This is a genomic window from Microbacterium halotolerans (assembly GCF_003569805.1).
Taxonomy (GTDB): domain Bacteria; phylum Actinomycetota; class Actinomycetes; order Actinomycetales; family Microbacteriaceae; genus Microbacterium; species Microbacterium halotolerans.
The window spans coordinates 127,782-154,167 of sequence record NZ_QVLP01000018.1 but is presented as its reverse complement, the minus strand read 5'-3'; the positions used below and the strand labels follow the sequence as shown (position 1 = coordinate 154,167).

At 68.3% G+C, this 26,386-nt stretch carries 20 protein-coding genes; 2 read left to right on the top strand and 18 right to left on the bottom strand.

Annotated features, from left to right (window positions below):
* Positions 1 to 50: 50 nt before the first annotated feature.
* The 13 genes from sucD to DZG09_RS15640 form a co-directional block, all read right to left on the bottom strand.
* Entirely contained in the window at positions 51 to 953 is a 903-nt protein-coding gene (gene sucD, locus DZG09_RS15700; protein WP_119698698.1) for a succinate--CoA ligase subunit alpha, read from the bottom strand.
* A 28-nt stretch (positions 954 to 981) separates the two neighbouring features.
* Positions 982 to 2,148, bottom strand: coding sequence for an ADP-forming succinate--CoA ligase subunit beta (sucC, locus tag DZG09_RS15695; RefSeq protein WP_119698697.1), 1,167 nt, complete (start codon positions 2,146 to 2,148; stop codon positions 982 to 984).
* Between the two features lie 297 nt (positions 2,149 to 2,445).
* Entirely contained in the window at positions 2,446 to 3,492 is a 1,047-nt protein-coding gene (locus DZG09_RS15690) for an ABC transporter permease (protein ID WP_119698696.1), read from the bottom strand.
* Complete coding sequence (locus DZG09_RS15685) at positions 3,489 to 4,547, bottom strand: ABC transporter permease (protein WP_119698695.1); 1,059 nt, start codon at positions 4,545 to 4,547, stop codon at positions 3,489 to 3,491. Before DZG09_RS15685 ends, DZG09_RS15690 begins: the two co-directional genes overlap by 4 nt.
* Positions 4,544 to 6,109, bottom strand: coding sequence for a sugar ABC transporter ATP-binding protein (locus tag DZG09_RS15680; protein WP_119698694.1), 1,566 nt, complete (start codon positions 6,107 to 6,109; stop codon positions 4,544 to 4,546). Before DZG09_RS15680 ends, DZG09_RS15685 begins: the two co-directional genes overlap by 4 nt.
* 102 nt (positions 6,110 to 6,211) lie before the next feature.
* Positions 6,212 to 7,210 (bottom strand): ABC transporter substrate-binding protein, encoded by a 999-nt coding sequence (locus tag DZG09_RS15675; RefSeq protein WP_119698693.1) that lies wholly within the window; start codon positions 7,208 to 7,210, stop codon positions 6,212 to 6,214.
* A 160-nt stretch (positions 7,211 to 7,370) separates the two neighbouring features.
* Entirely contained in the window at positions 7,371 to 8,918 is a 1,548-nt protein-coding gene (locus DZG09_RS15670) for a sugar ABC transporter ATP-binding protein (protein WP_119698692.1), read from the bottom strand.
* Positions 8,915 to 9,937, bottom strand: a complete 1,023-nt coding sequence (locus DZG09_RS15665; protein WP_119698691.1) for a LacI family DNA-binding transcriptional regulator — start codon at positions 9,935 to 9,937, stop codon at positions 8,915 to 8,917. Before DZG09_RS15665 ends, DZG09_RS15670 begins: the two co-directional genes overlap by 4 nt.
* A gap of 175 nt (positions 9,938 to 10,112) precedes the next feature.
* Positions 10,113 to 13,073, bottom strand: a complete 2,961-nt coding sequence (locus DZG09_RS15660) for an immunoglobulin-like domain-containing protein (protein ID WP_162893361.1) — start codon at positions 13,071 to 13,073, stop codon at positions 10,113 to 10,115.
* A 172-nt stretch (positions 13,074 to 13,245) separates the two neighbouring features.
* Entirely contained in the window at positions 13,246 to 16,143 is a 2,898-nt protein-coding gene (locus tag DZG09_RS15655) for a LamG-like jellyroll fold domain-containing protein (RefSeq protein ID WP_162893360.1), read from the bottom strand.
* 82 nt (positions 16,144 to 16,225) lie between these two features.
* Positions 16,226 to 17,701 carry a hypothetical protein gene (locus tag DZG09_RS15650; RefSeq protein WP_119698688.1) on the bottom strand — a complete coding sequence of 492 codons (1,476 nt, stop codon included), beginning with the start codon at positions 17,699 to 17,701 and terminating at the stop codon, positions 16,226 to 16,228.
* 86 nt (positions 17,702 to 17,787) lie between these two features.
* Positions 17,788 to 18,423, bottom strand: a complete 636-nt coding sequence (locus tag DZG09_RS15645; protein WP_205529206.1) for a hypothetical protein — start codon at positions 18,421 to 18,423, stop codon at positions 17,788 to 17,790.
* 651 nt (positions 18,424 to 19,074) lie between these two features.
* Positions 19,075 to 19,272 (bottom strand): hypothetical protein, encoded by a 198-nt coding sequence (locus DZG09_RS15640; RefSeq protein ID WP_119698686.1) that lies wholly within the window; start codon positions 19,270 to 19,272, stop codon positions 19,075 to 19,077.
* Between the two features lie 284 nt (positions 19,273 to 19,556).
* Between DZG09_RS15640 and DZG09_RS16690 the strand changes: the two genes are divergently transcribed.
* Positions 19,557 to 19,700: a hypothetical protein gene (locus DZG09_RS16690; protein WP_162893358.1), complete on the top strand. Its 144-nt coding sequence runs from the start codon at positions 19,557 to 19,559 to the stop codon at positions 19,698 to 19,700.
* A gap of 188 nt (positions 19,701 to 19,888) precedes the next feature.
* Positions 19,889 to 20,845 (top strand): hypothetical protein, encoded by a 957-nt coding sequence (locus DZG09_RS15635; protein ID WP_119698685.1) that lies wholly within the window; start codon positions 19,889 to 19,891, stop codon positions 20,843 to 20,845.
* A gap of 279 nt (positions 20,846 to 21,124) precedes the next feature.
* Here DZG09_RS15635 and DZG09_RS15630 read toward each other — a convergent pair whose 3' ends face one another.
* From DZG09_RS15630 to DZG09_RS15610, 5 genes are all read right to left on the bottom strand, one after another.
* The gene (locus tag DZG09_RS15630; protein ID WP_119698684.1) at positions 21,125 to 22,039 is read right to left on the bottom strand and encodes an aldose 1-epimerase family protein; all 915 of its coding nucleotides are present in this window, start codon (positions 22,037 to 22,039) and stop codon (positions 21,125 to 21,127) included.
* Positions 22,039 to 23,562 (bottom strand): L-arabinose isomerase, encoded by a 1,524-nt coding sequence (araA, locus tag DZG09_RS15625; protein WP_119698683.1) that lies wholly within the window; start codon positions 23,560 to 23,562, stop codon positions 22,039 to 22,041. The genes DZG09_RS15630 and araA overlap by 1 nt, the downstream gene beginning before the upstream one ends.
* On the bottom strand, positions 23,559 to 25,160 hold the full coding sequence (locus DZG09_RS15620; RefSeq protein ID WP_119698682.1) for a xylulokinase: 1,602 nt from the start codon (positions 25,158 to 25,160) through the stop codon (positions 23,559 to 23,561). The genes araA and DZG09_RS15620 overlap by 4 nt, the downstream gene beginning before the upstream one ends.
* The gene (locus DZG09_RS15615; RefSeq protein WP_119698681.1) at positions 25,157 to 25,876 is read right to left on the bottom strand and encodes an L-ribulose-5-phosphate 4-epimerase; all 720 of its coding nucleotides are present in this window, start codon (positions 25,874 to 25,876) and stop codon (positions 25,157 to 25,159) included. The genes DZG09_RS15620 and DZG09_RS15615 overlap by 4 nt, the downstream gene beginning before the upstream one ends.
* A 280-nt stretch (positions 25,877 to 26,156) precedes the next feature.
* Positions 26,157 to 26,336 (bottom strand): hypothetical protein, encoded by a 180-nt coding sequence (locus tag DZG09_RS15610; RefSeq protein WP_162893357.1) that lies wholly within the window; start codon positions 26,334 to 26,336, stop codon positions 26,157 to 26,159.
* Between the last annotated feature and the right edge of the window lie 50 nt (positions 26,337 to 26,386).

Genomic DNA, 26,386 nt, shown 5'->3' with positions numbered 1-26,386 from the left:
GCACGCGAAAGCCCCCGGCGCCGAAGCACCGGGGGCTTGAGACTCGCTCGTTACAGCGACCTCATGATCTCGCGCATCAGCTCCGCGGTCTCGCTCGGCGTCTTGCCGACCTTGACTCCCGCAGCCTCAAGAGCCTCCTTCTTCGCGGCGGCGGTGCCGGCCGAGCCGGACACGATCGCACCGGCGTGGCCCATCGTCTTGCCCTCGGGGGCGGTGAAGCCCGCGACGTAGCCGACGACCGGCTTGGTGACGTGCTTCTTGATGAACTCCGCCGCACGCTCCTCGGCGTCGCCGCCGATCTCACCGATCATCACGATCGCCTTGGTGTCTGGGTCGTTCTCGAAGGCCTCGAGCGCGTCGATGTGCGTGGTGCCGATGACCGGGTCGCCGCCGATGCCGATGGCGGTCGAGAAGCCGAAGTCGTTCAGCTCGAACATCATCTGGTACGTCAGCGTGCCCGACTTCGACACCAGACCGATCGGACCGGCGTCGGTGATGTTCGCCGGCGTGATGCCCGCGAGCGCCTCGCCCGGCGTGATGATGCCGGGGCAGTTCGGACCGATGATGCGGGTCTTGCTGCCCTTGCTCTTCGCGTACGCCCACGCTTCGGCGCTGTCGCCGACCGGGATGCCCTCGGTGATGACGACCAGCAGCGGGATCTCGGCGTCGATGGCCTCGATCATCGCGTCCTTGGCGAAGCGCGGCGGCACGAAGGCCACCGACACGTCGGCGCCGGTCTTCTCGATCGCCTCGGCGACCGAGCCGAACACGGGCAGCTCGACCTCGCCCTCATGCGGCTTCTCGTGGGTGACGGTGGTGCCGGCCTTGCGCGCATTCACGCCGCCGACGATGTTCGTGCCCGCCTTCAGCATCAGAGCGGTGTGCTTGGTGCCCTCGCCGCCGGTGATGCCCTGGACGATGACCTTGGAATCCTTGTTCAGGTAGATCGACATTTCTTTGTCCCTATTCCGTCTCTTCGTCTCAGGCGTTCGCGAGCTCGGCGGCCTTGTCGGCGCCCTCGTCCATGCCGGCCGCAAGGGTGACGAGCGGGTGGTTCGCATCCGCGAGGATCGCGCGCCCTTCCTCGACCTGGTTGCCGTCGAGGCGCACGACGATCGGCTTGGTCGCCGTGTCGCCGAGGATCTCGAGTGCCTTCACGATGCCGTCGGCGACCGCGACGCAGCTCGTGATGCCGCCGAAGACGTTCACGAACACGCTCTTGACCTGTTCGTCGCCGAGGATGACGTCGAGCCCGCTTGCCATCACCTGCGCGTTCGCGCCGCCGCCGATGTCGAGGAAGTTCGCCGGCTTCACGCCGCCGTGGTTCTCGCCTGCGTAGGCCGTGACGTCGAGGGTCGACATGACCAGACCCGCGCCGTTGCCGATGATGCCGACCTGGCCGTCGAGCTTGACGTAGTTGAGACCGTTGGCCTTGGCCTTCGCCTCGAGCGGATCGGCCGCGCCCTTGTCCTCGAGCTCGTCGTGCTCGGGGTGGCGGACCTCGCTGCCGTTCTCGTCGAGCGACACCTTGCCGTCGAGGGCGATGATGTCTCCTGCGCCCGTGCGTACGAGCGGGTTCACCTCGACGAGGGTCGCATCTTCGTGCTTGTAGACGTCGTAGAGCTTGACGAAGGCGTCGGCGACCTTCGAGACGAGCTCGTCGGGGAAGTTCGCGGCCTTCGCGATCTCGATCGCCTTGGTCCTGTTGATGCCGACGAGCGGGTCGACCTCGACGCGCGCAAGCGCCTCGGGCTTCTCGACCGCGAGCTGCTCGATCTCCACGCCGCCCTCGACGCTCGCCATCGCGAGGTACGAGCGGTTCGCACGGTCGAGGAGCACCGAGAAGTAGAACTCCTCGGCGATGTCGGCGCCCTGCGCGACCATGACGCGCTTGACGACGTGGCCCTTGATGTCGAGGCCGAGGATCGCCTTCGCGGCCTCGTACGCCTCATCCGGCGTCTTGGCGACCTTCACGCCGCCTGCCTTGCCGCGACCGCCGACCTTTACCTGAGCCTTGACGACCACGACGCCGCCGATCTTCTCAGCCGCTGCCTTCACCTCCTCGGGGGTGTCGGCGACGATGCCGGCGAGCACCGGCACCTCGTACTTCTCGAAAAGGTCTCGAGCCTGGTACTCGTAGAGATCCACGTTGCTTTTCCTTAGGTGGGCGAACGGGTTTGCAGAGGCGTGGAAAACGTCTCGACGTCGAGAAAACTCGACCGGTGCCAGCGTACTACCGGGCCGCGACACTCCCGAATCGGATCCGGCGCGACGGCCTCCTGTGCGCCGAACTGCGCTTCCGCCCCGTGCGCGGTCGTCCCCGTGTGCAGGAGTGCCAGAAGGGACCGGATGCGGCGCACATCCCCACACGGGACGATCGGGAACGCCGAGGCGCGCCGACCCTGTTGGGGCGGCGCGCCTCGGCGCGGAGGGAGCGGCGGAGAGCTACTCGCGTTGTCGGGCGAGGACGGCACGCTGCAGCAGCACGAACACCAGCAGGATGCCGCCGGTGATGATCGTGGTGGCCTCGGGCGGGATGCCGCCGTCACGGGTGATCAGCACGTTCATCAGGCCGAGCACGAGAGCTCCGATCACCGAGCCGAGCACGAAGCCAGCGCCTCCCGTGAGCAGCGTGCCGCCGATGACGGCCGCGGCGATCGCATCGAGCTCCCAGCCGAGGCCCGTGATGTTCTGGGCGCTGCCGAGGCGTGCCGTGTAGAGCACAGCGGCGAGCCCGGCGAGCGTGCCGCTGATCACGTACACCCACAGCTTCGTCATCGCAACGGGCAGGCCCATCAGCTGGGCCGAGTTCTCGGATCCGCCGATCGCATACACCGTGCGACCGGTGCGCGTGCGATGCAGGATGAAGAACGCGACCACGACCACCAGCGCCGCAACGATCACGCCCGGCGTGATGACGAGGTCGTTCACCTTCGGGCCGTCGATGATCTTGATCTTCTCCGACAGCAGCCGCGCCGCCGAGTCGTCACCGAGACGCACCGGTTCCGTGCTCAGGATCGACGCGAGGCCGCGTCCCAGGAACATCATCGCCAACGTCGCGATGAACGGCTGCACGTTGAAGTACTGGATCAGAACGCCCGAGACCAGGCCGAACCCCGTACCGATCAGCACCATCAGGATCATCGCGACCCATGGGTTCCAGCCTGCGTTCATCAGCATCACGCCAGAGACGCTGCTGAAGGCGACCACGGCGCCCACCGAGAGATCGATGCCTCCCGTGATGATCACGAATGTCAGCCCGACGGCGAGCACGATGAGGTGCGAGTTGTTGATCAGCAGGTTCGACAGCGTGCTCGCCTGCAGAATGCGCCCATAGGCGATCTCGCCGTACACGAGCATTGCGATGAAGATCACGACGGCCGCCCCTGTCGGCAGCGCCTCGACGTGGTGCGACAGCCGTTGCATCAGGCCGCGGATACCGGTCGGCTTCGCCTCCGGCGTCGGCGTCGGGGTGGTCAGGAGAGCACTCATGCTGCGACTGCCTCTCGCTTGGCCGGGCGAGCCGCCCGACGCTGACGGAACATGCTTCGCACCCGCTCCGACTGCAGCAGCACGAGCGCGACGATGACGATGGCTTTGAAGGCGGGCGATGCCGACGACGAGACGCCGAGGAAGACGACCGTCTTGTCGAGCGTGGCGATCAGGAGGGCCCCGATCGTCGCACCGGTGATGTTGAACTTGCCGCCGGCGAGGGAGGTCCCCCCGATGACGACCGCGAGGATGGCGTCGAGCTCGAGCAGGTAGCCGGTGCGTGAGACGTCGACCGTCATCACCGTCGCGGTGGCGAAGATCCCGGCGAACCCTGCGAGGGCCCCACCGGCGATGTACACCGTCAGCAGCAGCGCCCGGCGATTGATGCCGGCAAGGCGTGCGGCCTTGGCGTCCATGCCGATCGCCTCGATCATCAGCCCGAGCGCGCTGCGGCGCACGATGAGGCCGACGACGATGACGATCAGCAGAGCGAGCAGGAACACGACGGGAAGGCCCAGCACGTAGCCGTTCGCGAACCAGCGGAACACGTCGTTGCTCGCCGTCGTGTTCTGACCGCCGGTGATCACCTTCGCCAGTCCGCGACCGGCGAGCATCATCACCAGTGTGCTGATGAACGGCTGCAGACCGACCACGGAGACGAGGAACCCGTTCACCGCGCCGAGCAGACCGGCGACCGCGATCGCAAGGCCCAGCGCGAGGAACGCCGATCCCGCCGTGTTCGGCGCGGAGCTGAGGAACTCCATCGCCACCGCTCCGGCGACCGCCATCACAGAGCCGACCGAGAGATCGATGCCCTTCGTTGCGACGACGAGGCACATGCCGACCGCGATCATCATCACGGGCGCCGCGGAGCGCAGGATGTCGATGAGGTTTCCGACCAGGTGGCCGTTCCCGCTCACCGAGACCGCCAGATACGTCGGGTCGTTGACCACGTTGATCAGCAGCAGGAGCACGATGGCGACGATGCCCCAGACGTACGGCCGTTTCAGCACCTGCTTGAGAGCCTCGAGCGACCCACGAGCGTTCTCGCTCATGATGCAACCTCCTCACGAGCGACTGCGCCCGCGTTCTCATTCGCCGAATGCTCCTCGGCGATGATCGTGACGATGTTCTCGGTGGACATGTCCGGTCCGCCGTCGAGCTCCGCAATCTTACGGTGATCCTTGAGCACGACGATACGGTCGCTCTGTCGCACGACCTCCTCGAGCTCGGATGAGATGAACACGACGGAGAGCCCCTCGTCGGCGAGTCCGGATACGTAGTCCATGATCTCGGCCTTCGCACCGATGTCGATGCCGCGCGTCGGCTCGTCGAGGATCAGGACCTCGGGATCCGTCGCGAGCCAGCGCCCCAGCAGCACCTTCTGCTGGTTTCCGCCCGACAGCAGCCGGATGGGTCGCTCGGGATCGGTCGGTCGCACGCCGAGCGCGGAGATGTACTTCTCGACGATCTCGTTCTGCTCGCGCCTGGACAGCGGTCTGGCCCAGCCGCGCTTGGCCTGCACAGCGAGGATCATGTTCTCGCGCACACTGAGGTCGCGGATGATGCCCTCGTCGCGGCGGTTCTCGCTCGCGAACGCGATGCGCTTGGCCAGCGCCTTCGCGGGACTGCGGATCTCGGTCTTGGCGCCGTGCAGGCTGATCGTTCCGGTGTCGTTCCTGTCTGCACCGTAGATGAGCCTGGCGAGCTCGGTGCGGCCGGAGCCGAGCAGGCCGGCCAGCCCCACGATCTCGCCCCGGCGCAGCTCGATGTCGAGCTGCTCGAGCGCGCCCTTGCGGCTGAGCGAGGTCGCCTCGTAGACCGGCACGGTGCCCGTGCGCGGTTCGCGCAGCTCCCCCGCCTCGCTCGCGTTCAGCGCAGCGACGTCCTTGCCGATCATCTCGGCGATCAGATCGGCGCGGGGGAACTCGCTCGTGAGGTGCTCACCGATGAGCTGCCCGTTGCGCAGCACGGTCATCCGGTCGCTGATCGCATAGACCTGGTCCAGGAAGTGGGAGACGAACAGAATGGCGACGCCCTGGTCGCGCAGCTGCCGGATGATTGCGAAGAGCTGATCGACCTCGGCCGCGTCGAGACTGGATGTCGGCTCATCAAGGATGAGCACCTTGCACTCCTCGACCATGGAGCGACTGATCGCCACCAGCTGCTGGATGGCCAGAGGCAGGGTCGACAGCGACTGCTTGGTGTTGAGGTGCCCGAGGCCCAGCCGTGTGAGCACCTCGTGCGCCGCACGGTGAGTGGCGCGCCAGTTCACGCCGAGCGCGCCGCGCACCTCGTTTCCGAGCATCACGTTCTCGCCGATGGAGAGGTTCGTGCAGAGGTTGACCTCCTGGTACACCGTCGCGACCCCTGCGCTCTGCGCGTCGGCCGTGCCGCTGAACCGACGGGTCTCACCCGCGATCCGGATCTCGCCGTCGTCGATCTTATAGACGCCGGTGAGCGCCTTGATCATCGTGGACTTGCCCGCACCGTTCTCACCCATCAGCGTGTGCACCTCGCCGGGGTACAGTCGCAGGCTCACCTCGTCGAGGGCCTTCACCCCGGGGAACGAGATGGAGATGCCCTCCATCTCGACGATCGGAAGTGCTTCCGACATCTTGTGTCTCCACATCTGGTCACTGCGGCCGCGCCGCGAAAGCTTGCCGGGTGCGGGGGCCGCGCACGGCCCCCGCACCCGATCGGGAGAAGAGCTCCCGGATCAGAACTTGCGGTCGGGCAGCGCTTCCTCGGCTGCCTCCGACGAATCGAACGTCGCGGACTCGACGACGATGCTCGGCTCGACCTCTTCGCCTGCGAGCGTCTTCTCGACCACGTCGAGGGCGATCTCGCCGAACAGCGGGTTGTACTCGGCCACGAACGACAGTTCGCCGGCGGCGAGTGCCTCCATACCGTTCTTCGTCGCGTCGATCGATGCGATCTTGACGTCCTCACCCGGCGTCAGACCGGCCTCCGTGACCGCCTGCGCTGCGCCGATGCCCATCTCGTCGTTCTGCGCGAAGATGAACTGCACGTCGTTGTCGTTCGACTTCAGCACCGTCTCGATGACGCTCCTGCCCTCGTCGGTCGTCCAGTTCGCCGTCTGAGCGCCGAGCTTGGTGAAGTCGGAGTTGTCGCCGATCACAGCGTCGAAGCCCTCGTTCCGCTCATTCACGACCGAGACGCCCGCGGGGCCCTCGAGCGTGAAGTAGTTGGCGCCGTCGGGGAACTCGCCCTCCGCCCACTCGGCGACAGCCGAGGAGACCTCGACGTTGTTCGGCGCGATGCGCGTGACGTACAGGTCGGTGTTGTCGGGCTCGATGCCGCGGTCGAGCAGCACGACCGGGATCTCCGCCTCCGCCGCGTACTCGAGCGAGTCCTCCCAGCCGGTGGCCTCCGTGGCCGAGAGCAGGATCAGGTCGACGCCCTCATCGACGAAGGTCGTGAAGCTGTCGATCTGCGACTTCTGGTCGTTGTTGGTCGCCGGTGCGAACTTCAGCTCGTACCCGGCGTCCTCGGTGAACGTCTCCTGGATGTTGTTCTCGTTCGCCTCGCGCCACGCGCCCTCGGGTCCGACCGCGACGAAGCCGATCGTCGCGGTCCCGCCCTCGCCGTCACCGGATGCGCCGTCGTCGCCACCGGAGCAGGCCACGAGACCGATCGAGAGTACGCCGACTGCGGCCAGACCGGCCGTGCGGATGATGTGCTTGCGTGCAGACATGGTTCTCCTCCTTGAGACACCGGAAGCGGGCATCCGGTGATGAGTGGGTCCGGCTTCGGATCCATTGCTGATTGCAGTGACGCTGGCGCGTCGTTCCGTCTATGTTACCGGGAACAATTTGTTCCGGCAACATGTGTTCGACACGATTGGGTCACGGCGATCAGGAGCCCGGGGAGAGCCCTTCCTCTGCGAGGTCGGCGGCGATCATCTCGACGATGGTGTCGACTGTGACGCCGGGCCCGTTGCTCAGCTCACCGATCTTCTCTCGGTCCTTCAGCACCACGATCCGGTCGCTCAGGCGCACGACCTCCTCGAGCTGCGACGAGATGAACACGACGGCGACGCCCTCACCCGCCAGGCGCGTCACCCGCTTCTGGATGTCCAGCTTCGCCGCGATATCGATGCCGCGGGTCGGCTCGTCGAGGATCAGGACGTGCGGCCTGATCGCCAGCAGGCGCGCGAGCATGATCTTCTGCTGCGTACCGCCGGAGAGCTGTTCCACGGGACGATCGAGGTCGTCCATCGGCAGGCGGAGCGCCTCGCCCCAGGTCTCGACGATGTCATGCTGCTCTCCTGGCGAGATCGGATGCGCCCAGCCGCGTGCGGCCTGCAGTGCGAGCATCATGTTCTCCCTGCCGGTGAGAGCGCCGATCAGTCCGTCGCTCCGCACGTCCTCGCTCGACATCGCGATGCCGCGGTGAAGTCCTGTCCCCGGTGTGCGCAGGTCGATGCGCTTCCCGTCGAGCCAGATCTCACCGCTGTCCGCACGTTCGACACCGCTGAGCAGACTGGCCAGCTCCGTGCGGCCCGAGCCGCGCAGTCCTGCGAAGCCGACGATCTCGCCGGGTGACACCGCCAGATCCGTGTGCTCCATCATGCCGCGGCGCCCGAGCGATTCGGCGCGCAGCCTCGCCCGTGCCCCACTGTCGTAGTGGTGAGCGGCACGCTGAGAACGCAGTGCGCGCAGCGCCTCGATGTCGCCGCCGACCATCTTCGAGACGAGATCGGCGCGGTCGACGTCGTCCGTGTGATACTCCGCGACGACGAGACCCTCGCGCAGCACGGTCATCCGGTCGCTCACCGCGAGCACGTGCTCGAGGAAGTGCGAGACGAACAGGATCGCCACGCCCCGGTCGCGCAGCCGCCGCACGATGCTGAGCAGTCGCCCCGCCTCTTCTCCGTCCAGACTCGAGGTCGGTTCATCGAGGATGAGCACGCGCGGCTCGAGCACGAGCGCCCTCGCCACGGCGATCAGCTGCTTCACTGCGGGCGAGAGGTGCGACAGTCGCGTCATCGGGTCGACATCGTCGAGCCCGAGTTTGGCGAGCACGTCGAGCGCGCGCTCGCGGTTGCGCCGCCAACTCAGGCCGAGCAGTTTCCGCTCCTCATTGCCGAGCATGATGTTCTCGGTGACGGTGAGCTGGGGAATCAGGTGCGATTCCTGAAACACCGTCGCGATGCCGGAGGCACGGCTGTGCGCGACGCCCGTCGGCGTCCACGGCTCTCCGGCGATGAGCACTCGCCCGGATCGCATCGGATGGGTGCCGGTCAGCGCGCCGATGAGAGTCGACTTGCCCGCACCGTTCTCGCCCATCACGGCGTGCACCTCTCCGGCGCGAAGCGTGAGGTCGACGCCGTCGAGCACGCGGTTCCCCGCGAACTCGACCGTGACCCCCGACATCTCGACGAGAGGGCGCTGCTCTGTCATCGCCGTTCCTCCCTCGGCGCCGCCGTCGACGAGCGGACGACCAGATCGGTGGGAATGCGAGTCACGTGCGGGATCTCGCGCTCCTCGATCGCGGCGCGCAGCATGTCGACGGCGGAGACACCGAGGCTGTGGAAGTTCTGGTGCACCGTCGTCAGCGGCGGCAGCACGTGCGCGGCGAGACTGATGTCGTCGAAGCCGATCACGCTGATGTCGTCGGGAACCGAGAAGCCCCTGTCGTGCAGCCCGTGCACGAGGCCGACGGCCATGTCGTCGTTCGCGGCGAACACCGCGGTGAACTCCGGCAGCTCGCGCAGGCCCTTCGCGTAGTCGTAGGCGAAGTCGGCCGACCAGTCGCCGACCACGATCGGGCGCTCCCTGATGCCCCACTCCTTGGCGCGCGCGTGGAAGGCGCGCTCGCGCGCACGCGCATCGAGCCAGTCGAGGGGCCCTGCCAGGTGCAGGATGTCGCGGTGGCCGAGCGAGACGAGGTGGTCGACGGCGAGGACGGTGCCCTGCTGCTGGTCGACGGAGATCGTGAGGAACGCCGGGTCCTTGTCGGGTTTGACCACGAGCACGGGAACGCCGATCTGGATCTTCCGGATGGTCGCCAGCGACGACGAGCGGGGTGCGACCACGCACAGCGCGTCGATGCCCTGCGCGGTGAGGTGCGCGATCGCCTCCTGCGGAGTGACCTCGTCGCCGTCGTGCAGTCCGATCGAATTGACCGCGTAGCCCGCCGTGCGTGCGGCGAACTCCACGGAGCGCAGCGTGCTCATCGGCCCGAACGAGACAGCGCTCTCGACGAGGACGCCGATGCGGCGGTTGCGCTGCGTCGCGAGCGCACGGGCGGCCTGGTTCGGCCGGTAGCCGAGTTCCTCGATCACGTCGAGGACGCGATTGCGGGTCGCCTCCTTGATATGCGGGTAGTCATTCATCACCCGCGAGACCGTCATATGAGAGACGCCGGCGAGCTGCGCGACCTGCCGAATATTCGGTTTCTCGGCGCTCGTGCCTGCCACGTTGATCCTCTCTGACGCGTGCCCATCGCACGGTCGTCCCAGATTAGCGACTATCGGCTCGAGGGCCGAGATGTCGGCGCCGCGCGCCCGAGCAGCACAGATCGCGCGTTCGCCGACAAGGATCCGGTGAGATCCTGCCGGCGAACGCGCATTCTGCTGCCTCCAGGGCGACCGGTCAGCCGCAGGCGGACGCCGAGTACGGCGCTGCCGCTTCGGCGTCTCCCGCCGTCACGGTCACCTCGCCCGCGCCGATCTCCGCCTGTCTGGTCGAGAACGCCTTCGTCACGCTCTTCCCCGCCCCGACGGCGACGTCCGAGCGCTCGCCGAACGGCGTCGAGATCGTCGCCGCGATGACGTCCTCACCGGAGTTGGTCACCGTCACGGCCAGCACGTTCCTGCCGACCACGCACCGCGTCGCAGCCGACGCTTCCAGCACGGAGAGGTCCCCGATGGCAACGGGCTCTGCTTCCGAGGTCGCAACCAGTCCGTCTCGGTACCCGTCGTAGGTCGCGCTCACCTGCGCGATGCCGTCCGGAACCTCGATCGACGCCTCGGCGTCCGTCAGCGGGACGGTCTCGGTCCATCCGGAGCCGGAGAACGTCACCGCGCCTGCGACCTCGCCGTCATCGCCTGCGCTGACGCGGGCGGTGGCGGTGCGGCCGTCGACGGTCAGCGTCGTCTCGGAGGCCACGGCCTCGACGTCGCTCCAGCCGTGCATCGCGTCGAGCAGCTGCTGCGGCGCGCTCACGAACGAGCCGTGCCGCGGGCTGGCCGGGAGGCCGTCGGTGCGCGGCTCCCAACCGTCTCGCTGCGAGAGCCGGTCGTTCTGAGTGCTCGAGGCGATCTCCTCGCCGCTCGTCAGGAACGCCCGGTAGCCGCCGGCGCTGTAGTTGTCGACGAGGAAGACGTATCCGTCGCCTGATGCCGTGTTGTTCGGATCACCCTCGTTGAGCTTCGCGATCTGCGGGCCCTCGCCATGATTGCCCGTGACCGGTGTGGTCATGGCGGTGTCGACGAGCTGCCACGACTGGTCCGGGTCGGCACTCCAGCTCGTCTCGGTCGTCGGCGCGGTGAGCACGCTCGAGCGCTCGAGGAAGATGTCCTTGCCCCGCTCCAGGCCGTCAGCGGCTCCCCCGTCCTCGTTCTTCGAGAACCGGTAGTAGTAGTCGCCGATCTTCTCGATCGTCGAGTCGATGCGCGAGAAGCCCGTGTCCTGCCAGGTCGTCGGGGGCGAAGAGAAGTTCACGAAGTCGCGGGTCACGACGGCGAACATGCGTGCGTGCAGGTCGCCCGTGGTGTGCTCGACGTCGTCGTACAGGCGCGAGGCGAAGAACAGCACATACGACTGCAGCTCGTCGTCCCAGTACGCCTCCGGCGCCCAGGTCATCCCGGCCTTCGGCTGGTTGACCGTGATCGCACCGTTGCCGTCGCCGTTGGTGCGCTCCCAGTTCACCAGGTCGGTCGACTCCCAGAAGTTCACCTTGAGACTGCCGTTGCTCTGAGCCTCACCCCATCCGGTGCCGCACCCGATGCACAGGTCGGTTGCGATCATGTAGTACTTGTCGCCGTCGTGCGAGCGCAGGATGTACGGGTCGCGGTGACCGGTGGTGTCCGCTGAGTTGTCCACGACGGGCTGACCGTCATTGACCTCCTCGAAGGTGAAGAAGTCGTTCTCAGTGGTCGCGGCGCTGTAGATGCGCTCGTCGCCGTCGGAACGGAAGTACGCCGCGGCGTAGCCCGCGTTCGGTGCCGTGCGTCCCTTCTCCGCGACCGTCACCGCGTACTCGCGGGTCTCGGTCTGTCCGCCGAGCGTCGCGGTGGCCGTGAGAGTCACGTCGATGTCGCCGGCTCCGTACTCCGCGCGAGTCACGATTCCGCCCCCTGCGTAGGGATCGGCCACACCGATCTCCGGTGCGACGTAGTCGGGGTCGGTGCCTGTGACGACATCCGGATCCGACGACTCCCACACGATGTCGGCGCCCTCAGAAGGCCCGGTCACCACGAGCGGGAGGTGCTCCGTTGTGGTGGTCGCCAGCTCGATCGCGTCGAGATCGGTCGACAGCGAGGGTGCGAGCACGGTGACCTCGAAGGTCAGCGTCGCGCCGGAGCCGGTCTGCGCGGTGAGCGTCACGGCAGTGTCGGTGTCGATGGAGCGCGACACCGTGCCGTCGAGTGCGACGACCTGCTCGTCGGACGACGACCACTCCAGGCTCACGCCGTTCAGCTCGTCCGACAGCGCGAGCGGCTTCGTCACCCGGTCGAGGCCGGTGTTCTCACCGAGCATCGCCCGCTCGATGTCGAGACTGAGCAGCCCCTCGTTCGCGCTCTGCTTCTCCTCGGCGGTCGGCTGCGCCGCCCGCAGCTGTTCGAGGGTGAGGGCGGTGTCCCAGAACTTCGCATCGGTGACGTCGGCCTCGAGAAGCGGGTCGCCCGAGTACAGCGATCGCCCGAGGTAGCCGAGCACGTCGCCGGAAGGCACGATGTCGCTCATCTGGTAGCCGTGCGTCGCGCTCGAGATCTCCTCGCCGTCGAGGTAGAGCGTGAGCGCGTCGCCCGAGCCGACCATCGTGAGCGTGGCGAAGCCGCTGCCGATGCCACCTGCGGCGGGCAGCCGAACTTCGCCGTTGCCGTCGCCGGTCTTGACCCGGATGCCGGAGAGCACCTCATCGGCGTAGCCGCCCTGACCGCTGACCGGGCTGACGAACACGTGGTTGCCCAGCTCGGTCGTGTTCCAGGCGCCGACGCCGTCGCCGAGCACCCATCCGAAGTGGTTGCGCGCGGCGTCGCCCGCCACGGTGAACTCCACCGTGAACTCGTTGTCGTCGCCGGTGACGAGGCCCTGCGGCAGCGAGGCGTAGGCGTCATTCGCGAAGCGGAGCACATCGTCGCCCCCTGCGTCGACGAAGCTCGCATCCGTCGCACCGGTCAGCGTCGCGTCGCGGCCGTTGCCCGACACGTCGATGAGCGATGTGCCGCTGTGCGACATGTCGTAGTGGGCTGTCGGCTCCGGCACGTCGGCGGCCTGCGCGACGGACGCGCCGAGTCCGCCGAGCGGCACGGCGACGGCGCATGCCAGCACGGCGCCGAGCGCACGCTGTCTGCGCTGCCGTGGGTGTGCGGGGGGTCGGGTTCTCATGGTCTTGCTCCCTCGTATGGGTGGTTCAGCAGTGATGGTTGCGGGGCTAGGTTCCTGCGCTCCGCGACTGGGTGAGGCCTGTTCGTCATGTCGCACTCCTTCGTGCCCGCATGCGGGGCGTGTGTGTGGGTGGGGCGGTGCGGCACTCGGCGCCGCCCCACCCCTGGGGGCATCAGCCGCAGCTGGCGGCGGAGTACGTGGCTGTCGCCTCGCCTCCCGCGGACTCGGCCGTGACCGAGCCGGCAGCGATCTCGGCCGAGCGAGTCGAGAACGACTGGCTCGCGCTCGCTCCGGCGGCGACCGTGACGGCGTCCTTCGAGCCGTACGGCGTCGACACCGAAACGGTCGTCGCCTCTGCGCCGCTGTTGCTCACCGTCGTGACGAGGACGTTCCTGCCGAACACGCAGCGCGTTGCCGCCTCGATCTCGATGTCGGCCTCGCGCTCGGTCACGGTCACGGTCGCCTCCACCGGTTGGCGCGAGTCGTCCTGCGCCACACCCACGACGGTGAACGTGCCGACCTCGGCATATGCCGCTTCGGGAATGTCATCCCATACGACCTCGGCGTCCTCCGTGTCTCCGCTCGCCTTCACCAGGTGAGCGACTTCCGGGAGCGCCGGCGCCTGCCCCGCCTGTGTGCTGACGTCGATCGCGTCGACCGAGACCACCGCGAGCTCCGGGGCGAATGCCTCGAGCACGCCGTGGTACTGCTCGCGCGTGACGGGCACGATCGTGCCGTGCCGCGGCATGCCGCCGTCGGCGTTCTGCGGGAACTGCGACTGGGGCATCTCGTCGCCGATGACCTGCCACGCGCCGCCGTCGGTGATGTCGTTCGTCGCCATCGGCACGTAGTGGTTCGGGCCGCCGTGGTAGCCGGGCTGGTCGGCGAACAGGTAGTAGTCGTACCCGTTCACGTCGCCCTCGTTCGCGGGGAACAGCGACGGCCCCTCACTCTGAGTGAATGTGCCGCCGTAGCCGTTGTCCTGCCCGGCGCCGATGCGCACTGCCTGTTCGACCCACTCGTCGTCCGCACCGGTCGTCGACGGGTAGCTGCCTTCGACCGCGGCGAGCAGGTCGGATGAGCGCTCCTGACGCAGCGTCATCGAGTTCTCGTCCTTGTAGACGCGGTAGTAGTCGCCTTCGTGCTCGGCGACCGTGACGTCGATCGAGCCGGCGCCCGCCTGACCGCGGCGATCGACGTCGATCCAGACCTGCGGCTCCGAGAACGCGATGAAGTCGTCGGTTGTGGCGTACATCATCCGGTTGTAGTTCGGCGATGTGCGGTCGGCCGGATCGGTCGTGTCGTACAGGTTCGACGCCCAGTACATGACGAAGGTCTCGCGCTCGTCGTCCCAGTACGCCTCAGGCGCCCATGTGTTGCCCGCATAGTCGGTGCTCACCGTGATGTGGCGCTGATCCGACCAGTTCACCAGGTCATTCGACTCCCATACCTCCACGGCGAGAGAACCGTGCGTCTGCGCGCCCATGAACCCTCCGTCTCGACCGTCGATCTTCAGGTCGGTGGCGATCATGTAGAAGGTGTCGCCGTCGGGCGATCGCAGGATGAACGGGTCGCGCAGTCCCTCTTCACCCAAGTGGGAGGTGAACAGCGGCTCGCCCTCGTTCAGCGTGTTCCAGTCGAGCGCATCGTCGCCCTTCGAAGCCGCGAGACTGATCTCTTCGCCGCCGACGCCCTCGCCGGTGAAGAAGGCCCAGACGTACGCCTCGTCGTTGCCGAGGTCGGCGGGCATCGGCTGCACCGAGACCGTGAACTCGCGCGTGAGCGCGGTCTCGCCTGCGGTGACGGTCGCGACGAGCTCGATCGCCGCGGCGTCGCCGCCCGCGGCGGGACGCCGCACCTCCGCAGAGACGCTGGAGTCGTTCACTCCCTCGGTGATCGTGGCGTGCTCACTGCCGGAGACGATCTCCCACGAGATGTCGGAGCCGTGAGTGCCGATCGTCGGCAGCGAGAAGGTGCCCCGCATGTCGTCGGCGTTCTCGATCGCGAGGGCATCGGCGTCGCGCTGCGCCTTCACATCGTCAGTCACCTCGTTCACCGTCACGGTGACCTCATCCGTCAGGGTCGGATCGCCGACGGCAGCGGCCGTGATCGTGGTCGTGCCGCCGCTGACGGCGCTGACGGCGCCGGACGCGGAGACCGCGGCGACCTGCGCATCGGCGCTCGACCATGTCACGGTGCCTTCGGCGCCCTCTGGCGTGACCTTCGCGGTGAGCTGCGTCTGCTCGCCCTGCCAGAGTTCGACGGCGCCGCTGGTGACATCGTCGCCTGAGACGACGACCGACTCCGGCGCGGGCAGCCCGAGCTGAGTCGAGGTGAGCGCCTCGGAGTAGATCGTGACGTTGTCGAGCAGCCCTGAGAAGTACTCTCCCCCGCCCCAGTTCGCCTTGCCGAGCTGCAGGATGCCGCCGTCACCGAGGATCTCGGTCAGCATCGGCCCCTCGGCGTTGGCATCGACGAGCTGCTGGTCGACGTACAGCTTGGCGCTGTCGCCGTCGAGCACGAGATCGACGTGCTTCCACTCGCCCGTGAGCCCGGTGGCCGCGAGGTTGCCGCTCGAATCGCGCGCCCCCGAGTTGTTGTAGCGCTCGACGGTGACGCCGTCCTCGTCGTCGATGAGGCCGACGTAGCGCTCCTGCTGATAGGTCGGCGGATCAGCGGAGGCAGCGGCGTACACGGTCCAACCGGTGTTCCCGGATGCTGCGGGCAGCGAGTCGTAGGAGATGGTCGCCTGGTCGAGACCTGCCAGGAGCGAGCCGCCGTCCTCACCGGTGACCTCGAGCCAGAAGTCCGACCCGATCTCGGCGGCGGTCCCCTGTCCCTCCTGGCTCGCGACCAGCGACGCAGTGCCGTTCACAGCGGCGGTGGCGCCTCCCGACGCGAACTCGCCGTCCGTGGGCGCCTCGTCGAAGGCGAACTGCGCGAGCGGGGCGGGGAGATCCTCCGCAGCTGCGGCCGGTGCGGCGGCGATCGGCGCGAGGGCGGCCGCGAGCAGCGCGCCTCCCGTGGTCGCACCGACGGCTCTCAGCGAGCGTCTTGAACGTATCGACATTGTCCTCATCGACTTTCTTTCTCGGGTGTGGCCGCGCGCCGTCGGCACGCGGCATAGGGAAGTCCGTGCGCGCCGATCCGTGTCAGCGCACGGTGCGGCGGCGGAAGAAGTGCACGCCGGCGGCGCAGGCGGCGATCCCGGCCGCGCCCAGCGCGATCGTCAGCGAGAGGTCGAGCCCCGTGGTGGGAAGGTCGTCGCCGGAGTCGTCCGCATCCGTGGACGCATCGTCGGTCGTGTCGGTCCCGACGCCTGCGTCCGTCGCGGTGTCGTCGCCGACACCCGGATCGGTCTCGCCGTCGTCTCCCGGTTCCGTCTGGCCGTCCGCACCCGGGTCGACCCCGCCGTCGTCGAGTTCGGTGATGTTCACGTGCACGCTGACGCCGTCCGCGTCATCGTCCGCTTCGGTCGCGGCGACTGCGGCGCCCGGTGCTGAGGCGAATGCGGCGAGCACCAGTGCTGCGAGCATCGCGAGCCGATGCCGCCTCCGCATCCGCATCGGTGCGGAGGCGTCGCCGGATTCCGCCGTGCGTCTGCCTTCTTCGCGCGCCTGCTGCAGCAGCTCCTCCATGCGGCGCCTGCCGCGGCGGCGGTTCCAGGTCAGCGCGGCGATGATGAGAGCAAGGGCCAGCAGTACGAGCAGCTGCGACCACGGCATCGCCCAGGCGCCGAGGTCAACGGTGACCGCATCCGCCTCCGGCGTCGTGCCGTCCATGGCCTCCGCTGCGGGTGTGACGACGAGTTCGCCGGGTGCGTAGAAGGTGGGCCATGTGCCGTCGATGGCGACCGTGACCTCGCGAGTATCGCCTGGCAGCAGGTCGCCGACGGGGTCGCCGTCGGCGGGGAACGCGATCTCGCCCGTTCCGGCCGAGGCGATTCCCGCGACGGTCAGTCTGGTGTTGCCGGCGTTCGTGAGTTCGAAGGTGGCCGTGACCTCACCGGGGCTCAGCGGGTTCCAGGTGCCGTGATAGGTCGCCTCGACACCCGAGACCTCGAGTGCGGGGGTGAGCTCCCCCTTGACGCGCGTGATCAACTTCACGCCGACGCGGCTCTCGACGCCGAGGCTGGCGCCGTCGCCGGATGACTGCGTGGTGATCACGGATGCCGCGACTCCCGCGGGGTGATCGCCCGGTTCTGCCTGTTCCGGCACCGTGATGGTGAACGGCACGACGGAGCTGTCGCCGCCGGCGATCGTCACCTCGTCGGCGATCTCGACCCAGGTGCCTGCATCGACCGACTCCTTGTCTGAGGCGAGCATGTCGAATCGGCCGCTGCGGGTCGTGAAGCCGTCGGCCGCCGAGAGGCTGAAAGCGGCTTCCTCGACACCCAGGTTCTGCACCGAGATGAAGTCGGTCACGCTCTCCCCCGCGTCGAGGGCGTGCTGGATCGAGAAGCGGTCGTCCGACCCCGACTCGTCGGCGGGGGTCACGGCCCATCGCACGGCAGGGGCACCCGGTTCCTCGGCCGCCGAAGCGGCGGTCGGAACGACGGTGGCGGCCACCAGACCCAGCGCGGCCGCGAGCGCGGCGAGGCGCTGGCGAGTCATGACGTTGCGGAACACAGTTCTCCCAGGCGAAGGAATCGGATGCGTCAGGGGTGCGGGGAGCCGGCCGGGAGCGCAACGCCCCCGACCGGTTCACTCGTGGTTCAGTAGGTGTCTTCGAACAGCGACAGCGTCACCGTCGAGGTGTACGAGCCGGCTTCGACGTCGTTCGGGGTCTTCAGCGTGAGGTCGGCGTTGGCCGTCCACTCGCCGTTCGCCGCGGTCGCCTCAGACGAATCGAGCGCGAGCTGCAGCAGCTCCTCGCCGGCGAGACCGACGTTGTTCGGAGTGGTCGGATTGGTGCTCTCGTCGAGAGAAGTCGGCACCTCGTCGCCTGGCGCCACCTCGCCGTTGCCTGCCGTCACCAGCTCGGGAGTCCAGCCGAGATGGTCGGGGGTGATCGATGCCTGACCCGCGTCGCCGACGAAGTCGCTCGCCTGACCGGTGACGTACCAGTACACGCCCTCTGGCACCTCGCTGCGGGTGTCGGTTACGGTGACATCGGGCAGCGCGCCCGTGAACTCGCGGTAGTCGGCTGAGGCTCCCTCGACCTCGGTGAGCGTCTCGCTCTCGGCGGCGACGCTGAGGGAGAGCGCGCCCGCCGCCTGCTCCTCGATCGTGACGTTGACGTCGACACCGTCGGTGCCGACCTCCTCGGCGATGGCCGCGCCGCCCACGCCGACGAGCACCAGGCCGCCCACGACGCCTGCAGCAGTGCGAGCGAGGTGAGACCGGTTCATCCGGATCATCGTTATCTCCGTTCCTCGGCGTCGCCGCCGATTCCTTCTGCGACGCTCAGCCGCCGCTGTATGACCGGCCGGCGACTGCTTGCCGCCGCACCGGATGTTCGAGTGTCGAATCGACTCCGGATCAAGGCAGAGGGCAGCCGCTCACGCGGGGTGCGCTGGTGCGCTCTGGGAAGCATGTGGGGCGCCCTTGCCTTGTGTCGTCCGTCGTCGGGTCGACGTCTTCACCTCGGAACACTAGCGTGTTATGTTACCGGGAACAAGCACGGTTTCCCGGCAGTGTCGCAGAGCCATCGCCGCGGCCTCACCGTGCCGCAGTGGCCCATATCACACGTCCAGCGTGCGGTCGGGCTGGCGCGACAGGCAAAGGAGCTGTTGTGTTCAGAAGCACCACGTCCGGTCCCCTCGGTCGCTCGAACCGGAAGCGGCTGATGGCATCCGGAATCACGCTCACCGCCGCCGCACTCGTCGTCGGATTGCTCCCTCGGGAGCGACCGCCGCGGCACCGGATCAGGGCCTCATCGCGTCGTACGGTTTCGCGCAGACGAGCGGCTCGACCGTACCGAACTCCGCCGAGGGAGATGCCGGGCCGGCCGAGGCCGTCGGCGGACCCGGCGATGTCACGTTCACCGACGCCGAGACGCACTACATCATCGCGACCGACCTGCGCGTGTTCGGCGGCGACTCCGGCACCAGCGCATGCGGTGACTGGTGCCACTGGTCGAGCAACGGCAGCACCAAGCTGAACGTGTGGGAGTCGAAGGATCTCGTCACCTGGAGCGACCTGCGCCAGTTCGACGTGGCGACCACCGCCGACGGGGTCACGCGAGCCGAGCTCGGCATGGCATGGACACCGGAGGCAACCTGGGTTCCCGACTATCGCGGAGCAGGCGAGGGCGCATTCGTCGTGTACTGGTCGTCGAACCTGTACGACGACGCCGAGCACACCGGCGACACGTACAGCCGCGTGATGTGGGGGGGCGACGACCGACTTCACGCAGGAGACCTACGAGTACGGCGACACGCTGGTCGATCAGGGCGCGAACGCGATCGACACCACGATCATCCAGAACGAGGGCACCACCTACCGGATCACGAAGGACAACGGTCTCGGCAATGGCATCTACATGGAGTCGACCACGGCCCGCGACTGGTGGGCCGACGGCACCCACTGGTCTCTGCTGCAGACCGAGATCGGCGCGAGCTGGGCGGGCGACGACCCAGGCGACGCGATGGTCACCGCACCCTACGATGCGGCCGACTGCTCGTAGGTTGCGCTCATAGCTGCACAGTACACGCGTTCGCGAACGCGGATTCCGCGAGATCCTGTTCGCGAACGCGCATTCTGTTGCCGTGCGCGCGCGTGCCCGGCTGCGGATGACGGGCGCCGTACGCTACCGATAGCCGATGACCGCGTCGGCGCCGAAGGCCGTCAGATCGTCGAAGGAGCACGAACAGCATGCACGACGCCGACGAGCTCGCCGCGCTGCGCGCCCGCGCATACGGCAAGGGCGCCGACATCTCCGACGACCCCGCAGCGCTGCGCCGACTGCGGGAGCTGGAAGAGCGGGCGGCGGGGATCCGTGAAGACGGGGCGGGGCACGGCGCGGGAACGGAGGCGAGTGCGGGCTACCCGACCGGCGCCGCACATGGCGTTGCCGAAGACGACGGCTCCACCAGACGGGGTGACCACGCGGACGCCCACTCGCTCCTGGCCGCAGACGGCTCAGCCGGTTCCGCAACGACCACCGTCGACCCCGCCCTCATCGCGCGCAACTGTGCCCGGGATGAGACTAAGCCCAATGGCCGAGACGACATCCGAGACGAGGCATCGCACGCGCGTCCCCCAGACGCCGCAGACGCTCCGGATCATCCTGACGCAGCTTCCGCGGACAGCGCACCGGCTGAGCCTCGCCCGTTCGCGCGCAGACTGGCCGCGCTCTGGGCCGCTTCCGTCGTGGCCGCCAGCATCATCACGGGCATCGCCGTCGTGACAGTCAGCGGCTACGACCCGACCGTGGTCGCCACCCTGCACGAGGCGCCGCAGCTCGGGATACCCGAGGAGCTCGACGGCGTGCAGCTCGGCGGCGGCGACCCCGCGGACGCGGTGCGGTTCGAGGACTACCTCGGCCTGCCAGTCGTCGGGTTCACCATGAGCTTCGAGAGCACCGGTATCTCTACCGGGCCGAACGGCGACTCAACGGAGTTGAGGTGCATAGTGCTGTTCGGCGATGCCGACTTCACGACAGGGGGCTGCTCCGACGGCGGGCTCGATGCCATAGCCGACTTCCCCGCCACACCTGACTTCCCCGAGAAGTTCCTGTCCGTTCACGACGTCGGCACCGCCGTCCGGTTCGTCCAGGAGGGAAACCGCATCGTCGTCCACGCCGGTGGCCCCTCCCAGTACGCCGGCTGATGCCGCACTTTCAACCGATCTGCAGCAGGCACGGACGCCCGATGCACAGCCGTTCGGATTCAGCAGAATGCCACCGCCGGGCAGTCAAAGCGGCGCTTCGCCGCATCGGGGTGAGCGGGGACACGTAGGCCCGCATGCTCAGCACGAGCGACTGATGGCCTCAGGTCAACGCCCAACGACTGCCTGCGTTCTCGCGAGTGCCTATGAAACGTCGTAGGCACTCGCGAGAATCGTAGGCACTCGCGTCACACGCGCGCCAGCGTGCCGCCCCGAGCGCTCTCAGATCGCGCTGATCCGCCAGGAGGCGGCGTGGGCGTCACCCGGTTCCAGCACCACCAGGTCGGTGCCCGAGTTGAACGCGTCGGGAGGGCAGGTCATCGGCTCGACCGCGAGGCCGATACGGTGAGTGGCTGCCGCATCCGGAGTGTCCGCCGTGTGCACCTGCACCCACGGGCAGCGCTCGTCCCAGGCCATCGCGACCCCGGTGCCGCCCGGCGCCTCGAGGCGCACCTCGGCGATCCGGTCCATGCGCTCCAGGCCGGTGAAGGCGTGGTCGATGAACACGGCGTCGATCGCGCGCGGCGTACGGAAGTCCCACTCCGAGTGCGCAGAGATCGGCTCCACCGCCACCGGGCTGAGGCGATCCGGGGTCACCGTGAGCACCTGACTCGCAGGCAGCGTGAGCGTCCAGTCATCGACGCGGCCGTCACCGGCCACGAGGTACGGGTGCGGACCGGTGCCCCACGGCGCGGTGTCCGCGCCGACGTTGCGCGCCGTCACCGTCTGCCGCAGACCGTCGGGCCCGACGCGGTACTCGACCGTCACCTCGATGCGGAACGGATAGCCCGCCTGCGGCTCGATGATCGCGGCGAGCTCGACCCGGTCGCTGTCAGCGAAGCGCTCACTGAAGTCCGCCCAGCACAGCAGCCCGTGCAGCGCCTGGCCGCGCTCCGGCTCGGTCAGCGCGAGCTGGTGCCGTTGACCGCCGAACTCATACGCACCTTCGACGACGCGGTTGGGCCACGGCGCGAGCGTCGTGCCGCGGTAGCCGGGGCGCACCTCGTCGGCTTCGAACGGCACGACCAGGTCGCGCCCCTCGTAGCGCAGCTGCCGCAGCGACGCACCGATGCTCGCGATGACGGCCTCGTACCCCGCCAGGGAGATCCGGATCTGGCGGCCTGAGCGGGGCGTCATCACAGACCCTGGGCCAGGCGGTAGTAGGCCTGGTTCCAGCGCACCTGCTTCTGGAACTCGGTGATGTTCGTGGAATCGTCGATCGCGAGCAGCTCGATCTCGGCCATCTCGGCGAAGTCGCGGAACGCCTCCAGGCCCACGGCCGTCGACATCACGGTGTGGTGGGCGGCCCCCGTGGTGAGCCACGCGGCGGCGGACGTGTTGAAGTCGGGCGCGGGCTTCCACACGGCACGGCCGACCGGCAGGTTCGGCAGCGCCTGGCGCGGCTCGACGTTCTCGACGACGTTCGCCGTGAGGCGGAACCGATCGCGCATGTCGCTCATCGCGACGACGACGGCGGGGCCGGGGTCGGCGGTGAAGACCAGGCGCACCGGGTCGTCTTTGCCGCCGATGCCGAGCGGGTGGACCTCGAGGCTCGGCTTCTGCGTCGTCAGCGACGGCGAGACCTCGAGCATGTGCGCACCGAGGATCAGCTCGTCGCCCGGCGTCATGTCGTAGGTGTAGTCCTCCATCAGGCTCGCACCGCCCGGAAGACCGGCGCCCATCACGTTCGCGATGCGCACCAGGATCGCGGTCTTCCAGTCGCCCTCTGCGCCGAAGCCGTAGCCTTCCGCCATCAGACGCTGCACCGCGAGACCAGGCAGCTGCTTCAGCTCGCCGAGGTCCTCGAAGCTGGTGGTGAAGGCACCGAAGCCGCCTTCCTCAAGGAACGAACGCAGCCCGATCTCGATGGCCGCGCCGTCGCGCAGCGACTGATGGCGCTCACCGCCGCGCCGCAGCTCCGGCGCGATCTCGTAGAGCTCTTCGTACTCGTCGATCAGCGCATCCACCTCGGCGTCGCTCGCGGCGGCGACCGCCTCGGCGAGCTCGTTCACGCCCCAGGTGTTCACCTGCACGCCGAGGCGCAGCTCCGCCTCGGTCTTGTCGCCCTCCGTCACGGCGACGAAGCGCATGTTGTCGCCGAAGCGCGCCAGCTTCAGGCTGCGCGAGGCCGCAAGGCCGGCCGCCGCGCGCTGCCACGTGCCGAGCTCGCGCTGCACGCGGGGGTCACCGGCGTGGCCGACGATCGTCTTGCGCGGCACGCCGAGGCGCGTCTGGATGTAGCCGAACTCGCGGTCGCCGTGCGCGGCCTGGTTCAGGTTCATGAAGTCGAAGTCGATGTCGGCCCACGGCAGCTCGACGTTCGCCTGCGTGTGCAGGTGCGCAAGCGGCTTGCGCAGCGCGTCGAGGCCGGCGATCCACATCTTGGCTGGGCTGAAGGTGTGCATCCATGCCATGACGCCGATCACGCGGTCGTCGGCGTTGGCCTCCAGCGCGATCCGCTTGATCGCCTCGGAGTCTGTCAGCACCGGCTTCCATACCAGCTTCACCGCGACATCCGGCGCCTCGCTCAGCTGAGCCGCGATCTGCTGCGACTGATCGGCGACCTGGGCGAGCGTCTCCGGACCGTACAGGTGCTGACTGCCGGTGAGGAACCACATCTCGTACTCGTCGAGCGTCGTGGACAGCGGGGTGCGAGTCATGCGTCTTCCGTTCGGTTCATTGCCTGCGGGGCCACGGCCTCGATGGCCAGGCCCGCGCGATAGCGGTTGAGGTAGGTGGTGAATCCGGCGACGTCCACCGGATCCGGATCGATCACGCTGAGTTCCGCGGAGGCGAAGACTTCGTCATCGAGGTACTTCTCGAGCGGCATCTGGTCGGCGTGCGCGAGGTAGGAGCCGAGCACGGCGATCCCCCACGCGCCGCCCTCCGCGGCGAGTTCCCCGACCGCCACCGGCGCGCCTAGGGCACCGGCGAGGAAGCGCTGTGCGACGCCGGCCGTGCGGAACAGGCCGCCATGGGCGAACATCCGCTCGAGCATCACCCCCTCGTCGGCGAGCACCTGCATCCCGATCGCGAGCGTGCCGAACACGCCGTAGATCTGCGAGCGCATGACGTTGGCGAGCGAGAGGTCGCTGCCGGATGTGCGCACGAACAGCGGCACGCCCTCGGTGAGACCGGCGACCGGCTCGCCGGCGAGATGGTTGTAGGCGAGGAGGCCGCCGGCGTCCGGCTCTCCGACGAGCGCCTCGCTGAACAGCACCTCGAACACGGCGTCGTCGTCGAGCGAATGGCCGGATGCCGCGGCGAAGCGCGAGAACAGGCCGGCCCATGCGCCCAGCTCGCTGGCGCCGTTGTTGCAGTGCACCATCGCGACGGCGTCGCCTGCGGGAGTGGTGACCAGGTCGAGCTCGTGATGCACGCTCTCGAGCGCCTTCTCGAGCACCACCATCGCGAAGATGCTCGTGCCAGCCGAGACGTTTCCCGTGCGGGGTGCGACGGAGTTCGTCGCCACCATGCCGGTGCCCGCGTCGCCCTCCGGCGGGCACAGCGGAACTCCGGCGCGCAGTGTGCCCGTCGGGTCGAGCAGCACTGCCCCCTCGTCGGTCAGCGAACCCGCCTCGGCGCCCGCAGTGAGCACCTCGGGCAGCAGCGACCCCACGGGAGCCGGCAGCGCCTCACCGGCGCGCGCGTCGTAGGCATCCATCATCCGGGCATCGAAGTCGCAGGTCTCGGAGTCGATGGGGAACATTCCGGATGCGTCGCCGACGCCGAGCACGCGCCGACCTGTCAGGCGCGAGTGCACGTACCCGGCGAGAGTGGTGACGAAGTCGAGGCTCGGCACATGCTCCTCGGCGTCGAGCACGGCCTGGTGCAGGTGCGCGATCGACCAGCGCAGCGGGATGTTCACGCCGAACAGCTCGGTCAGCTCGGTCGCCGCCTCACCCGTGTTGGTGTTGCGCCAGGTGCGGAACGGTGTGAGCAGCTCCCCCGCGGCGTCGAAGGCGAGGTATCCGTGCATCATCGCGGAGACGCCGATCGCCCCGAACGTGTCGGGGCGCACGCCGTGGCGCGTCTCCGCGTCGGCGACCAGGCCGGCGTACGCGGCCTGCAGCCCTGACCACACGTCGTCGAGCGAGTACGTCCACAGCCCGTTCTCGAGTCGATTCTCCCAGGCGTGGCCGCCCGTGGCGAGCACCTCGGTGGCATCCGAGCCGATCAGGCACGCCTTGATGCGCGTCGAGCCGAGCTCGATGCCGAGACTGGTGCGGCCCGTGAGGATGTCCTGCGCGCCGGTCATCGACGAGCGTCCGTGCTCTGCCCGTACACGTTCTGGTAGCGGTTGTAGAGGCTGTCGATGGACTCCTGCGGAATCGGCACCAACTCGCCCGCCTCGCGGGCGTAGTGCACGGTGCGCGCGACGTCCTCGACCATCACGGCCGCCTTCACGGCGTCCTTGGCGTTCACACCGATGGTGAACGGGCCGTGGTTCTGCATCAGCACGGCGCGCGAGCGGTGGCCGCGCAGCGTCTCGACGACGCCGCGGCCGATCGAGTCGTCGCCGATGATCGCGAACGGGCCGATCGGGATCGGACCACCGAACTCGTCGGCCATCGCCGTGATGACGCACGGGATCTCCTCGGCGCGCGCCGCCCACGCAACGGCAAAGGTCGAGTGCGTGTGCACCACGCCGCCGACGTCCGGCATGTGGCGGTACACGTAGGCGTGCGCCGCGGTGTCGCTGGAGGGCGCGCGCTCGCTGCCGGGCGCACCGGGGATCGCATTGCCGTCCAGATCGCAGAGGATCATGTTCTCGGGCGCCAGGTCGTCATAGCTGATGCCGCTGGGCTTGATGACGAGCAGATCCGCTCCGGGTACACGGCTCGAGATGTTGCCTCCGGTCCACACGACGAGTCCGTAGCGCACGAGTTCGGCGTGCAGCGCCGAGACTTCAGCGCGGGCGGTGCGGATGGCCTCTTCGATCTCTGGGGCAAATGTGGGGGCGGCGTCGCTCACGTAAAACCTCACTGCTGTACGTCCGGATCTTGTGACCGGTAACAAAATGCTACGAGGGGCCTTCGACCCCGTCAAGGCGAGCGGAGCCCGCCTCGCCTCAGCCTACCCAGCACCCGCTGTTCGCTCCAGTGTGCCGAATCGCGGCCCCAGGCCCCGCCTCGCACTCGGATGTGCCCATCTGCGGCCCCGTCGAGCGGGAGGCGCGATCTCTCACACCGGAGCCGCCGACACAGCAGAACGCACCCGGCGCGGGGCCGGGTGCGTTCTGGAAGCGGGCGATTCAGCGCTGGTGCGTGGCGCCGGATCGCGCGTGGATCGGCAGCGCCATCGACAGGCACACGCAGATGATGCCGAGCGCGAAGACGAGCGCGGACACGAAGCCGACCGTGATGAACGGCATGAAGGCCACGCCGAACAGCGCGATTCCGCCGACGAACAAGACAATGCTGAGCAGGAACATCTCGCGCCCTTTCTGAAGCTTGCGCTCCACCTTAACGGAGACGGACTCAT

Coding starts and splice junctions, on each gene's coding strand:
- sucD (WP_119698698.1), bottom strand. CDS start 953: ATGTCGATCTACCTGAACAAGGATTCCAAGGTCATCGTCCAGGGCATC.
- DZG09_RS15690 (WP_119698696.1), bottom strand. CDS start 3,492: ATGAGTGCTCTCCTGACCACCCCGACGCCGACGCCGGAGGCGAAGCCG.
- DZG09_RS15685 (WP_119698695.1), bottom strand. CDS start 4,547: ATGAGCGAGAACGCTCGTGGGTCGCTCGAGGCTCTCAAGCAGGTGCTG.
- DZG09_RS15680 (WP_119698694.1), bottom strand. CDS start 6,109: ATGTCGGAAGCACTTCCGATCGTCGAGATGGAGGGCATCTCCATCTCG.
- DZG09_RS15675 (WP_119698693.1), bottom strand. CDS start 7,210: ATGTCTGCACGCAAGCACATCATCCGCACGGCCGGTCTGGCCGCAGTC.
- DZG09_RS15670 (WP_119698692.1), bottom strand. CDS start 8,918: ATGACAGAGCAGCGCCCTCTCGTCGAGATGTCGGGGGTCACGGTCGAG.
- DZG09_RS15660 (WP_162893361.1), bottom strand. CDS start 13,073: ATGAGAACCCGACCCCCCGCACACCCACGGCAGCGCAGACAGCGTGCG.
- DZG09_RS15655 (WP_162893360.1), bottom strand. CDS start 16,143: ATGTCGATACGTTCAAGACGCTCGCTGAGAGCCGTCGGTGCGACCACG.
- DZG09_RS15645 (WP_205529206.1), bottom strand. CDS start 18,423: ATGAACCGGTCTCACCTCGCTCGCACTGCTGCAGGCGTCGTGGGCGGC.
- DZG09_RS15640 (WP_119698686.1), bottom strand. CDS start 19,272: ATGCCGAGCTCGGCTCGCGTGACCCCGTCGGCGGTGGTCGCCACGTCG.
- DZG09_RS16690 (WP_162893358.1), top strand. CDS start 19,557: ATGGAGTCGACCACGGCCCGCGACTGGTGGGCCGACGGCACCCACTGG.
- DZG09_RS15635 (WP_119698685.1), top strand. CDS start 19,889: ATGCACGACGCCGACGAGCTCGCCGCGCTGCGCGCCCGCGCATACGGC.
- DZG09_RS15630 (WP_119698684.1), bottom strand. CDS start 22,039: ATGACGCCCCGCTCAGGCCGCCAGATCCGGATCTCCCTGGCGGGGTAC.
- araA (WP_119698683.1), bottom strand. CDS start 23,562: ATGACTCGCACCCCGCTGTCCACGACGCTCGACGAGTACGAGATGTGG.
- DZG09_RS15620 (WP_119698682.1), bottom strand. CDS start 25,160: ATGACCGGCGCGCAGGACATCCTCACGGGCCGCACCAGTCTCGGCATC.
- DZG09_RS15610 (WP_162893357.1), bottom strand. CDS start 26,336: ATGTTCCTGCTCAGCATTGTCTTGTTCGTCGGCGGAATCGCGCTGTTC.